Annotated in this window: 6 protein-coding genes; 1 reads left to right on the top strand and 5 read right to left on the bottom strand. The window is 41.6% G+C overall.

Annotated elements, in window-relative coordinates; all coding sequences use genetic code 11:
* Positions 1-28 precede the first annotated feature (28 nt).
* A complete protein-coding gene (locus tag BACINT_RS14080) occupies positions 29-2,776 on the top strand; it encodes an SdiA-regulated/phytase-like domain-containing protein (protein WP_007664239.1) in 2,748 nt (915 codons plus the stop codon).
* 220 nt (positions 2,777-2,996) lie between these two features.
* Here the strand turns inward: BACINT_RS14080 and BACINT_RS14075 are convergent, their stop codons facing one another.
* The 5 genes from BACINT_RS14075 to BACINT_RS14055 all read right to left on the bottom strand — a co-directional run bounded on the left by BACINT_RS14075 (position 2,997) and on the right by BACINT_RS14055 (position 14,327).
* Positions 2,997-4,112 (bottom strand): alginate lyase family protein, encoded by a 1,116-nt coding sequence (locus tag BACINT_RS14075; RefSeq protein WP_115501897.1) that lies wholly within the window; start codon positions 4,110-4,112, stop codon positions 2,997-2,999.
* Between the two features lie 44 nt (positions 4,113-4,156).
* Positions 4,157-6,025 carry a hypothetical protein gene (locus tag BACINT_RS14070; RefSeq protein ID WP_007664236.1) on the bottom strand — a complete coding sequence of 623 codons (1,869 nt, stop codon included), beginning with the start codon at positions 6,023-6,025 and terminating at the stop codon, positions 4,157-4,159.
* Between the two features lie 707 nt (positions 6,026-6,732).
* Entirely contained in the window at positions 6,733-9,192 is a 2,460-nt protein-coding gene (locus BACINT_RS14065) for a hypothetical protein (RefSeq protein WP_007664229.1), read from the bottom strand.
* A gap of 185 nt (positions 9,193-9,377) precedes the next feature.
* Positions 9,378-11,156: a RagB/SusD family nutrient uptake outer membrane protein gene (locus BACINT_RS14060; protein ID WP_007664227.1), complete on the bottom strand. Its 1,779-nt coding sequence runs from the start codon at positions 11,154-11,156 to the stop codon at positions 9,378-9,380.
* Between the two features lie 24 nt (positions 11,157-11,180).
* Positions 11,181-14,327: a SusC/RagA family TonB-linked outer membrane protein gene (locus BACINT_RS14055; protein ID WP_044155053.1), complete on the bottom strand. Its 3,147-nt coding sequence runs from the start codon at positions 14,325-14,327 to the stop codon at positions 11,181-11,183.
* Positions 14,328-14,474: the final 147 nt, after the last annotated feature.

The following is a 14,474-nucleotide window of genomic DNA, read 5'->3' as shown; positions in this document are numbered from 1 at the left end:
GTGAAGGGAGAATTTATCAGAAAACATTATGAAATATATACTGTTATCGCTAATAGGAGTTTTCATTTGTTCTCAAGAAATTGCTATACCATATCAAGAGAAGGTATATCTCCATACTGATAAGCCTTTCTATTTAGTCGGTGACACCATCTGGCTGAAAGGCTATTTGGTAAATGCGCAAACACATAAAGAAAGTGATGTGCAAAGTCGCTTTTTATACATCGAACTCATAAACCGGAAGAATAAGGTAATTCAACGTAAAAAGATAAAAGAGGAGAACGGGCATTTCTTTAACTTCATTTCTTTAGAAAAAGATATTGAAGAAGCCGATTATCAAATTCGTGCTTACACCAATTTCATGAGAAATCAAGGAGAGGAGTTCTTCTTTACCAAACAGATTCCTGTATATGCCAATACCTCTTCGTTACTCACTGCGAACATCGAATATGATTCGGAAGAAGCCGATGGGAAATATATTGTTATTACCCTGTTGCGTAAAGATGGAACTCCCTATGCAAATTCTCGTGTTGAGTACATAATTCGCACAAAAGAATATAAGAATCGCTTTCACCGTGTGAAAACAAATACCGAGGGGCAAATACGCTTTAAGTTACCCGAACGAGAGAAAGGCGTGGAACCTTACGTTTACCTTTCTCTATACGAGAAGGAATATGTACACCGTAAGCGTATCTTTCTGCCGCAGGATTATGAATATACGGTCGGTTTCTACCCTGAAGGAGGGCATTTACTGGCAGGAGTACAACAGCAAGTTGCCTTTAAAGCAGAAACATCTACCGGTGAAATCATAACCGTAGGGGGATATGTCTTAAACCAGCGAAAAGATACATTAGCTACATTCAACAGTGAGTATGCAGGTATAGGTTCCTTTGCTATTCGGACTGAAGAGAAAGATACATTGTGTGCTTTGGTAAAAGACAACTTCGGAAATGAACGGAGTTTTATTTTACCTAAAGCTTCCAGTACTCATGTTTCTCTTGCCATACGTCAGGATACTACTTTTGTACACTACCGTATACTCACTCCCTCAGAGAGAGAACTAAATGAGAATTTCGATCTGTCAGTGCATACACGCGGCAGGATTCTCTTGAATCGTGTCATATCTCATGAACAATTATCCGATAGCCTCCCTCTCGATTTATTTCCCGAAGGAATTGCTCATTTCACATTGTTCAATCGGGATACGACAGTAGTAAGCGAACGGCTTATTTTTGTCAGGAAGCCTTCTGCGGTATTTCAGTTGGCTGCTTTGGGTAGCCCGGCCGACAGCCGCCAACCTATAAGAATAGGATTACGCGTGTTGAATGAGCAGCAAATGCCAATTCAAGGAAACTTCTCTTTGAGTGTGACTGATGATTTCGCTGTAAATATAGATCCTAACGCCAATCATGTGGTCAGTGAACTATTGCTGAATTCTGATTTAAAAGGCAACGTCTTTTCGCCTGGTTACTATTTCTCTTCTCACACTCCGAACGTCAAGAAGCATTTGGATCAACTCATGCTGACACACGGCTGGCGTAGATATAATGTGAGTACAAATTTGAGAGAAGCGGAACAGAAGTATAAATATGAAGTTGAGAGGACTCAGCAAATCTGCGGATATGTTGAAAGTCATTTTGATAAGAAGAGATTGCCTCATTTTGCACTGCTTGTGAATAATCCTCAAAAAGCTTTCAAACAAATTGTTGTCTCCAATGAAAAAGGAGAGTTTTGTTTTACCCATAATTTTCAACAAGTGAAGGAACATTTGACAGGGTTCTTAATTTATGGTGCCGGGAAGAAACCCAAATGGCGATATGGTATTTATATGAATGAAATAGAATATCCCGATATCAACCATTTGCATTGGCAAGAAGAAGATATACCTTTGAAAAGCAAAGCTTTCATTAAGAGTGTGCGCGAAGATTATACTCTTGTAAATGGAGAAAAAATATACCGGCTACCGGAGGTAGAGATCACCGCTTTGCAATTACCGAATGGGTGGATCTCATATAAAGTGGTTGAACCGGAGAAGATAGAACAGATAAATGAAAAGACGGCTTTGGATTTATTAAAGAGAACTCCTAATATTGTTGTTCATTCCGGGGTTAGAAATAATACCAGTCAGATGTTTGTATTAGTTCCAAACAGAAACTTCAATGAAAAAAGCTCTTATAGTAAAATATCCGGTTCTAATGGTGATAGTCCGATATCCGGTTACTGGGAACGCTTTTGGAAAAGAGTACCCGTCATAGTGGATGGATATGAACTAAAGAATATACAAGATCTGGAAAATCTGCATGCCGGAGATGTGAAGTCTATAGATTTTGTACGGGACAAAGCAATGTATATTGCAAACAGCGAGGATCATTATACTTGGGAAAATTATGAAGAAACAGAAGCCGCAACAATAGCTAATGCACCGCAAATTGGCGATGCGCTACCTCTGATTGTTCAGCCTCAGAAAGTATACATAAGTACTTATCTCTCTAAAGGAATTATAGGTTCGTCTATTCCGAGCATTGCCCGTATCGGTTATTTATCCTATGCTAAGAATGCAGAATTCTATGCTCCTAAATACCCCACCGAGGAAAGTCGTAAAATTATCAATTCCGACAAACGTACTACTATTCATTGGGAACCCAATATCCGTTTGAATGAGAAAGGAGAAGCAGGGCTTAGTTTCTATACTGCCGACCGTCCCTCCACTTATACTGTGGTGATAGAGGGGATTACTGACGACGGGAAAGCATGTCGATACGTAAAACAGATAAGATAAATTGCTAATAAACGGAAGAGGCGGAGGTATAGTCAGATTATTTCCGTATCTCTTTTAAGGAACAATATGTTCACAGGCAAGAAATATTTGTTTCACAGTCAAGAAATGAATGTTTCTTGACTGTGAAATAAACGTTCCGCAGGGGTGGAACAACGACATAGCTTCTTCGTGGAGTCTTATTTATCGCACTTCGTTACAGAACAATCTATAAAAGAAAGCCTTATCGGACAGGGAGGCCTGCACTAGTCAGCGACGCCCAAGGCATAAACGATTGATTGGCCGTTCCTTCCGGACGGCTTTTTTGAATCATCTTACGAGTGTACGGCATATCCATTCCTTTGCGGTCGTGATAATGATGATAAGCCCGTTCCCAGGCTGGACAGATTTTCTCCCGCTGTTTGGATGAGATCTCAGGTCCATAGACCGGCTTTCCAAACCAAGTGATATACTGTACATGAGGAACTTCTTCACCGGACATGTATCGGGCCGTGTACTCAAATCCTTTGTAGAGGCGATTGTCGAACGCTCCATATAAGTCTATATCTTGATTCCAGGCTATTTCGGCGGCACAGGCAAGGAAAGCAAGCCCCATCTGTACGTGCTGCTGGTCACGTCCACTCTCCTGGCATTGCCCGCTTTCATAAAAATAGTTTTTGATAGCACCATTCGTATCACCATCGAGCAATTGCTTACAGGCAGTGTCAAAAATATCCCGCCGGTCGAGGAAGATGCCGATACACATAAGTGTTTGTCCGTTGGCAGCATCCCAATTGCCATTATAACGAGGCGTCCAGTCCTTTATCACCGGATACCAGACGTTGATGACCATATCTTCAAAAGCTTTACGATCTTTGGCATTCCAGCCCTTATAAGTATGTTTTATTATCTCGGCAGCATTGAGATATTTGATTCCCGCCGTACCCACCTTCAATTGACGGTTGTGGTTTACGACCGATTCAAGAGTCTGAGCCCAGGCATTGAATATCTCGATAGCCTTCTCCGCATAAGCTTTATCCCCTTCCACATACCATTGCAAAGCCATGGTGTAGGCTGCCGCACCATCACGTACAAACTCTTTTCCTCCATTATCGGGTTTATTATAAGGGCCGTTATCTACAACCTTAAAAGGAGTCGGTTTGTAATTGAGCGAAGCGATTTCCGATGACTTGAGCTGGTTCCATGCTTCCTTCCAAGGTTCTTCGCCTGCAAGGACTTTAGCTTTCATGAATTCAAGATCAGAGGTCGTGTGTAACATTCCGGGATGTACGAATTCCTGTCCGAAACTGACAATGCATATCAGCGCATACAGGAGTGAGAAAAAAGTTCTTTTAGCCATAATCATTAAGAAATTTATTGCTATTGATATAATACATAGTTACGTTATTTTCCAACAGTTCTTATCAGAACCTTCCGGCTATAAGCCTTCTGGCCAGTTTCTTGCACACGAACCACATAAAAATCATCGTTCAATGGCATACTCTCCATCCAATTGCCAGAAGAAGATTTGAGCATCTGCACCATGCTTCCATGAGTCGTGTAAATAGATATCCATGCATCTTTTTGCGATTTTACTCTCACACGATTTGTTTCCACAACAATATGCGGGATATCTTCTCTGCCTGCTTCAGGCATTATCCCCGTAGAGATACCTCTTGCCACCCTCTGAGCCTCATAGAGTGATGCGGGCTGCAAACCTTTACGATTCTGCCCTTCTATGTATCCATTGGTATATTCGCTCATATTGTTGCGGTATCTCCGTATTGTTTTAGCCGTGCATCCGATAGCGTAGTTTTGTCCCGTAGGCACTTTATCCAGATAAATGGCACCGTCCTGTACATCACAATTCCAGAACACGCTGTTGGTGCCTCCCCATCCGTGGCCGCTTCCCATATTGTCACGCAGATACATGCCTATTTTCCCGGCATTCGATTTTATAGTTCCCAATTCCGCCCAGTTATCAAACAAAATCCCCTGCGACCACAACCGGTGTCCCTCAGCTTGTGCAAGGGAAAGTTCCGAACGGAAATTCAATACAACAATGCCGCTGGTGGAGGCACAGCCATTAGAGATATAGTGATGACGCCCGTTACGGGCATAGCAATTTTTCAATAAGATGAGTTGTGAACGATGGTAATTCTCAAAATTATAATACGTACCTCCTGTGCAAAGTCCGGAGGGATCAATAGCATAGCAATCTTCAATTGTACTCCTCGTAGTGGAAGTCGTTTTAATGCCCGCATGAACAAAACCGGACATTGAAACACCTTTCACCCATGAATTCTCCAACGAACTCATATAGATACAATTCTGATCGACGTTAGCCGTAGAATTCTCCGGACTTCTTTCAAAAGAGATGTGCAGATTTTCAATGCCTACATTGTGGCGGATTGTTTCCGGATTTGAAATCTTGTAGATATACGCCTGTGCATACTGTACGTCGAGCGCATAAAATATGGGAGCATCCACTTCAATCATATTACCTTCCACTTTGGTGACGTAGCGATGATAGGAAATATCGATATCCTTAGTTTTCCATTTCTTGCTTTCATCTGTGTTGCGTTTCGTATTGCCACCATACCAGACTGCTTCCAACCAAGCTGTTGTGGTAGGATATTTAATACAAATCAAGTCGCCTGCCCGATAGGCGCTTGCATCTTCCACTTGAAAGGAATAGTCACCGGGCATCACCTTCTGTGTTACAATATTTACCTGAGCATCTCCTTTCCCATTTCCCCAATTGTGCGCGGAGGAATTTCCCATTAAAATAAGCCGTTTTGCCTTTTCAGCAGCATTTCTACCATAGAGAACCGTGGAGTCTTTGTCCGAGAAGCAATTACCTTCGCCACGCAGAATGACTCCGTCGTAAGTCAGATTTAACGTCCCGTCTACATTATATCGTCCGGCTTTCAGCAATACGACTCCTCTGATACCCTCTGAGTCCAAAGCATATTTTCCTACTTCGTCAATGGCTTTCTGTATATGTTGCGTATTGTCGGCCTCCTTGTCTTCCAAAGGACTGAGAGTAATGGTGCGTTCCGGCAAACTGACCACAGGAATGTCTTTTCCATTCCCGTATCCGGCCTGACTAAAATCTGGGATAACAAAACCATCATTATCTTTCTTATAAGTCAGGTTTCCGGATTCATCTTGAATAACAAGTTGCGATTGCCAACTTTCCTGGGCATTAAGGGAGTAACTGCCTACAAAACATAAGCTCCCGATACATAAAGATACAAGTTGTGATTTCATGTGTATTTATTACTTTTTTTGTGATATGTAAAGAAAGGGAGATTACTTTTCTTAGTTTTGCAGTGTTATCTCATTTCCTTGTAATATTGTATCGGTCTGTTTCAAGGTGACAAGGATTATATCATTTTACCGACACAAAGACATGCTATGGGCGATTATTCTAACAGGGTTTTGAGGAGAAAACGGTCTTTTAGCCAGACTAACCATCTGTTGTTCTCTAACAGATGGCCTATCTGACCGGAACAGACGGTCTGCTTACCCCAAACAAACCATGTATTTCCCTTTAACATACCACTTTTTCGGGCAAAACTAACATTCTTCTTCGTGATAAGGCTACACCTTATGCCCGAAAGGGTGTAGCCATGTTGCATAAAGGGTGACACCATCCCGGATATAAGGTGTAGCCCTTTACTTATCGGGTTATATTCTTTTTTGGTTATATCGGGAAAGTATTCGGAGGAAAAATATTCTTTTCACACATAAAGCGCATGAAAGATATCATTTTTTTTAAGATACAACAGCCATTGCATCCTTTTTTGTGATTCTGTCCCCTTTTCCTTTCTTTCCGCATTTCTTTAATAGGGAATGCTTGCGTTCTTTCTTTTTCCCCCACCATTGGACGGAAAGAAAGGAATCTGAGACAATAGGATTATCATTTTGTCAGCCATGACAAAATGATTTTTAAAGGTTATTTTCTGAAAAAACGATTAGTCGTGCGGCTGAGGATTCGGATTGGTATGTGCTTCATAAACTTTGAAATCAGCCAACTGCAGGCTTTCATCTTTAAGTCCGTTATCAGGTCTGTCAGATGCACTTTGCATTTTCCGCCCCAGACTGCGATAAATACCGAATTTATTCCGGATACTTGTCGCCCCCTTCCTCCATAAGTCTACATCTGCGAAAGATTGGTCGGCAAGCACTTTCCCATCGCTGATACGGGTCAGTTTGATGCGGAACGTGCCATGATGGGTATAATGCATTTCTGTCTCCACTTGTATCCATTCATCTTCAAAGTCGGCAAGCGGAAGGTTGTCTATGATAACACCCTTGCCGGAAGTCCGTGTGTCGCCAGTATGAATCACTTGTACACGCTTATTCCCTCCGTCTTTATCGCAACGGGTACTGATAGTAATGAGTGGGGCGCCATTGTTGCCTTCCTGTGCCTTTAGTTGGTGAAGATGACAGAACTTGGTGGTGGGTTGGAAACCTTTGGGTATGCGGAATTTCCATTCCAGCCGTTGCCACTCATTCCAGTTTCCGTTCAGATGATACCAGTCATGGTTGGTTTGGCTCTTCATTTCATTGCGCTGGCGGTCACTCAGCAATCTTCCCCGGTCACTGTCCAGCGCCCTGGCATTGGCATGATTGGTGAATTTGAAAACATATTGCTGCAGGGTAGCATCAAAAAGAACTTCACAATGCACACCGTCGTAATGGTCGTTTTTCGAGATATTGGGATGTTCGGAATAGTCCCAACCCAAGGCACGCATATATTCGTGTATAGCTCGGTAATCTTTTCCCGCTAACTCGCGAGAAGCTTGCATACCTCCCTGAAAAGTATAGTCGGAGCGGACAGGGGAAGGTAACTGCACGGTAGGCCCATATCCAATGGCTTGTAATGCAGATTCGCCCAAACGTTCCTTCAATTGCGCCAGATAAAGACTTTGAGGAGCAACCGGAGTATCATGCGAGTCGAAAACACCTACCGGCAACGTAGGACCGGACTGATTGAAGGGACGACGCAACGGAGTACTTTCTCCTTTACTGCCTATTACCCAGTTATAAGTGCCCGGAGGAATCTGATTTACATAACTCTTCGCCAAGCAATTCCAGGCAACAGACCAGGCTGTGCCCCAACCATGACCGGAACCCATAGAGCCGCGGTTCTTGAAATCAATACCTCCGCCCGGCAAATTACAATTGTCAAGCAATAAACCTGTACTCCAGCGTTGATGCCCTTCTATACGGCCATTCCCTTTGAAGCTACAATTAAGGAACACAATAGGCCCTGTTTGCCCGGCGCCAAGTGCCACAAACCAGATATTATCTCCTTCTACCGAACAACGGTCAATCAGAATCTGTCCTCCGTTCGGTGCAAACTCCGCCGGCTTGGAAGCTCCCTGGTGCAAAGCCCTTCTGATTACGTTAATCTGCTGCAAAGTGATGCGTCGCCCGCCTACACCTATACTCTCCATGGTTTCCAATGCATTGATGTCCTTTGCCCAACAGTCTTCTCCGTAGATTCTTAGTGCATAATATAATGCTTTCCCGTGATTGACCGCTTGTGCGGGCGACTCGATGCGCAGATTCTCCACACCGCACTGACGGAGGCGTTGTACGTTATTGGCTACCACTAATGTAGTATTGTCATCGGTAAATTTTGCATCGTAAGAGTCTACCAGCGGGACACTCAGCACAATTGTATTTCCTTCGATACCTGCAATGGTCCGTTCGGCAATCAGTTGCCGTCCTGCCTTTATCCAAGTTTGAGGTTTCCCGTCACGAACCAGATCATTCATTTTCATATATTTGATCCATTTCTCGGTTACGGGTTTGCGTATTTCTATATTGTCGCCGACGGAAAGTCCGGAAACATCAGCTACCGTCAAACGATATGAACCGGCAGGGATGTACTTGTCAGTCACCTTTATACTTTTTTCATCCGGAGCAGCTTCGCCTAAACGATTGCCTGCACGTTGGCGGATGCCATTATTCACTACGATTGCCGTATGTTTATCTCCGGTCATGACGATAACACTTCCACTCGGATCACTTCCGCTACCGCGCAATACGACGCCATCTGTCATTATCTGAAGAGAACGGTTACATACGTAACGTCCCGGTGCCAGCAGAACTGCACCCCGAAAGCCATCGGCATCTTTGGGAAGTGCGGAAACCATATCAATGGCTTTTTGAATATAATCCGTGCAATCTTCGTTTTCTCCTAAAGGATGTACGGTCAGTTTTGCCGGAACGTATGGCAAGGTTACACCACCGCCCTTATATCCGGCATGTGAAAAGTCGATAATCCGGTCACCTCTCTTAGTGGCTTTATACACTAACTTTCCGTTAGCATCCGAATAAACCCACTGGCTTTTGCCCATTGGTTCCTGCCCCATAATGGATAGGGGGAAAAGAAGGCATAGTAGATAATAAATGTTCTTCATTCTTTGTCTTATTCAATAAAGTTAATTAATGGTGTAACAAAGGAAGAGGAAAAAAATGATTTCCATTATATAGATTGTCTCAAAAGCTTGTAAAAAAAGAGCAAACTTCTACTACTGAGAGTAAAAGTTTGCTCAATATTGACTTAACTAAATACCTTAATTAAGAGATTCTGTATTTTGGTATACTATTTTAATGGATCGAAATCACCACTTTCCCAACCGATGGTCTGTTGCAGTTTCGGATTCTGTTCGAAGTGTTTACGAGCCAATCCCTGGAAGTAATAGGTGTCTTTTACATTCCATTGATAGGTTTCGTCAATTCTCCAGGTTTGAGTAGTGAAATACTTGAAATAATTCTTTGTCATCAATTCCGGATCGTTCTTTATCATAGTGATAAAATCTCTTCGTGCCATAGTAGCATATTCGCTCTTCACCTGTATTTCAATTCTGTAACGGGAATATCCTTGCATATCAGAGAATATCTTGCGACGAAGCAAATCCCAGAAACGTTTGCCCTCATAAGCCAATTCAATGCGGCGTTCATAAAGAACGGCATCAATCAATTCTTGTTGGCTCATATTTGCTTTTAAACCATAGAGCCCGTCCGCATTGGCCGTTATACCGGCTCGTTTACGAATATCTTTCAGGATAGTATAAACTTCATCAGATTTATTTCCTACTTCCGCAGCACATTCAGCAAGATTCAATAATACTTCTGCATAACGCATTTCGATCCAATCCATGTCACCGTGATCCTTAGCTTCGGTAGCTGTCTTTTCAGGGATAGAGAACTTGCATGAATAAAATCCCGTGCCAGTCGGACTATGAGTATCTTCGCCACCTTTGTAAGTGTACATGCAACCTTGGAACCAGTCCGGCATACCATTCAATGGATATTCAGCACCATTGTAAACGATGATATCATAGAAACGAGGGTCACGGTTCAACCAAAACATACCGGTAGCGTCAGTAGCAGTAGGATCAAAAGCTTCTTTCACGCCATCACCATCTACATCTACTCCCGGAGTAGTACCATCAGCCATTGGGAAAGCAAGTGCCATATCCAATGTAGGATGGTGGTTACCTGTAGCTCCTACCGAAAATTCCAACGGACGAAGCCCTGCCATGAAATTGTGTGTACGCACCGGATCGAGAAAACGGGTAGTGATTACAGTCTCAGAGGTAGTCTCTTTTGTCCATATCTCCTTATAAACAGGATGTAAAGCACGTTGTCCGTTCTCTGACAGTTCCTTTTGGGCCGCTAAGCAGGCATTGTATGCTGTCTGCCAACGGGTACGGTCATTATTCGGATTAAATTGCTTACTGGCATAAGTCAGCAACACACGTCCTTTAAAAGCCATAGCTGCTCCTTTGGTGATACGTCCAAAGTCATTTTCACCCCAAATGCTGGGTAACGAGACAGCAGCATCATCAAGATCTTTCACTATCTGGTCAATACACTCTTTTGCTGTATTCCGAGTAACATATAAATCGTCACTATGTCTGTCCTGCGGGATTAAAACCAAAGGTACACCTCCATAAATTTTTACCATCTCAAAATACTGATAAGCACGTAAGAAAAGCGCTTGTGCTTTTATACGATTCCGGATGTCCTCGGACAAGCTACCTCCATCAATACTTGTTAACAGAACATTGATAGTATATATCTTGTCATAAGGCCAGTGTTCTCCTAACGGACCTCCGGCAGTAGCTACCGCTGTCAGTCGACCATGAATAAAATCACCGCCTCCGTTGCCCTCATCACTATATTTAGAATAATCACCACTAAATGACGGTAGATTATCTTTGTAGCATTTATCCAAAAAAGCTGTAGCTAGAATTTCACTATTCCATGTTGCCTTTTCGCTGACAGCTGTCAGGTCATCTTTATCCAATACGGAAGTACAACTGGTCAAGCTTGCAAATGTCAATGCTGTAATAGCTATTATATGTTTTGATTTCATAATATTCAAGTGTTTTTTATATAATTAGATCGTTATATTCAAACCAAATGAGAAGTTTCTCATAACAGGATAGTCTGAAATACTCGTAGCTTCGGGATCCATCCATTTTACTTTATCTTGTAATAAGAAGAGGTTTGTACCATTCAAGAAAAGCCTTGCCTTATCAATGCCTATCCGCTGAACGAATGTTTTCGGCAAATCATAAGATATGGATATATTTTTGCAACGCAAGAAAGAAGCATTACGTACCCAGAAGGAAGAAGCTTCATTATTCTTATACTGTGTAGCGCCCGGCATTGAAGCGTTTGTATTCTCCGGGGTCCAGTGATCATTATAATATTTGAATGTACTTGTATGGGCATTGATACCATTACCACGGAAATCCATCAACTTCTTATGACCGGCCATACCTTGGAAGAATATATCAAGCATGAATCCTTTCCATTTACCGCCAATCGTAAAACCATAAGTGATAGGAGCTACTTTATTCTCAATAATAACAACTTTGTCATCATCTGTAATGATACCATCCGGTTCATCACTCTCAGGACCACGTACATCTTTGTATATCAACATACCTAAACCGGGTTTCTGCCCTTTAATGGTCATATTCGGATTTTCTTCCATATATTGCTGTAACTGTTCCTCGGTACGAATCATACCAATGCATTCAAATCCCCATTCACGGCTCAATGACTGACCGATTTCAGATTTGTATGCCCGGATATTTTCTGCTTCATCTTTCTTGGACCACCAGCTGTTTGCAAAACTAAAGTTACCTCTTAAATAATAGTCCAATTTACCGATTCTGTCATTGTATCCCAGTTCTACTTCGAAGCCACGGGATTTAACCTCAGAATAGTTCTCTTTTGGCAAAGATGCACCAAATGTAGTAGGTACACTCACATTCAGATTATCAAGAATATCGTATGTACGTCTGTAAAAATATTCAAAGCTGAAATCAAATTTATTTCTAAACCAACGGCTATCAAAACCGATATTGTAAGAAGTTGATTTCTCCCAAGTCAATTTAGGATTAGGAACTTCCTTAGGCTCCAATCCATAAGATAACCCATTGAATACGGCACCTGTAGTAATTCCGTAACGAGCCATCCATTGCCAACCGCCAATAGCATCATTTCCTAATGTAGCAATGGAACCGCGCAGTTTCATATAATCGATAAACTTGATATTCTCTGAGAAGAAAGGTTCACTGGAAATACGCCATCCTGCTGAAACGGAGGGGAAGAAACCCCAGCGTTGATCAGGAGCAAATTTTGTAGAACCATCGACACGGAATGCAGCTTCTAGTAGATACTTGTCTGCATAAGCATAGTTCAGACGACCTACGTAGGAAAGACGACCACTTTCACTTACAGAACCAGCCCCAACAATAGATTCAGAAGCATCACCACTTGCACCGAAAAATTCCGGCATTTCCCAAGTGATTAGTTTATTGCGCTGTGCATCAAATTTCTCACTATCACCTTCAGATTGTTCATAAACAAATAATGCACTTAAATCATGATTACCAAACTTACGGTCGTAAGTTACAAATAGGTTTAATTGATATTCCTCTGCCAACTGATTTTCTTTAAATACATAGTTACCGTCATCACGAGTTTTGGTAGATACTACTACATTACTCGGGTCAATATAATGATTGTTTGTTCCGGCAGTCTGGAAGTTATACATCTCATACGGGAAATTCACCTTTTTAATCAAACGATTATCCAATGTACGGTTATACTGTACTTTCAACTTCAACCCCTTTACAAATGGAACTCGATATTCCGCAGTCGCATTGACATTAACATTTTGCCATTTCTTAGTATGCAAACCCGATTCTTCGCTAATAAGCATTAACGGATGCCATTCAATAAAGTTACCTACTGGCATTCCATCAATCATACTTGGAATCATCTTGGTACGGAGCAATAATCCCTTGTATAAGTCATTCATACGATCACGGTCACCGTCAGACTTCCAATTGGGTTTGGTATCTTTACGATTATCTGTACTGATATTCAAACCAACTGTAAAATTCTTACTAATATCAGCATCAATACTAGCACGGAAATTATATTTAGAATACTTCAGATTATCAAATGAACCTACATTGTAGAAATAAGAACCACCGATAAAATAGCGTACTTTTTCGGTTCCACCGGTAATATTGATAGCATGACGAGTAGACCATGGAGTTTTCCATGCATCATCCAGAAAACTATAATCAGTTGTTTTGAAATGTGCCAACTCGTCATCTGTATACCAAGAAGACTTGGTAGTCGGATCTTGCTGTTCTACATTCGGATTCCAAATAGCATTGTTAAGATAACCCTGTATAGCACGGTCATTCAAATAAACAGCATGTTCATAAGCACTGAGCGTCTCTGGAATCATAGCAGCTACATCGATACCTACCGTACCAGTATAATTGATAGTTGGTTTCGCGTTTCCACCTTTCTTAGTGGTAATCAATACAACACCATTAGCAGCACGGGCACCATAAACTGCTGCCGATGCACCATCTTTTAACACCGATATATTAGCCACCTCACTAGCATCCAGTGCGTCAAACGCCATCTTATCCCTTACTACTCCATCAATAACATATAGTGGGTCAGAATTATTAGGAGTACCTTTAGCGCGTACACTAAAAGAGGCTGAAGTTCCCGGTTTACCTGTCCCTTGAGTTATATATACACCCGAAAGGCGTCCTGCTAATGCTGAAGACAGATTAGCAGATGGAAAATCTTCAATAGCTTTGGCATCAACACTAGTTACACTACCCGTTACACTTCCTTTTTTCTGCGTACCGTACCCTACTACAACTACTTCATCTAAAGCTTGTGAATCCTCAACTAATACAATTTTCAGATTACTTTCAGTAACGACTTTGGTTACATCCTTATAGCCAATGTAACTGAACTTAAGAGTCGCACCCTTAACACATTTAATAGAAAAATTACCATCAATGTCAGTAATTGCTCCGTTAGTAGTGTTCAATTCTGCAACTGTCACTCCAATTAACGGTTCACCATTCTGATCCTCTACGCTTCCTGTTACTGTTATATTCTGAGCATGTACTATAGTACCAAAAGAGAAGCTCAACAGTACCAACAAAATACGCCATAACAGCGATTTCGATTTGTGTTCTTTCCTTTTCATTAAAATTGCTTTTTTTTGATTAGACTTAAATAAACAAAGCATTTTTCCAACGCTTTCTCGTTTTATTATTAAATGATTTCTATTACATAAGCCATAGCATATGTATATAAAAAATAATATACATTGCTATAAATTTAGTATTAGAAC

It is taken from the genome of Bacteroides intestinalis DSM 17393 (genome assembly GCF_000172175.1).
GTDB lineage: Bacteria > Bacteroidota > Bacteroidia > Bacteroidales > Bacteroidaceae > Bacteroides > Bacteroides intestinalis.
The sequence above is the reverse complement of the archived record's forward strand: the minus strand, read 5'-3'. Positions and strand labels throughout refer to the sequence as shown.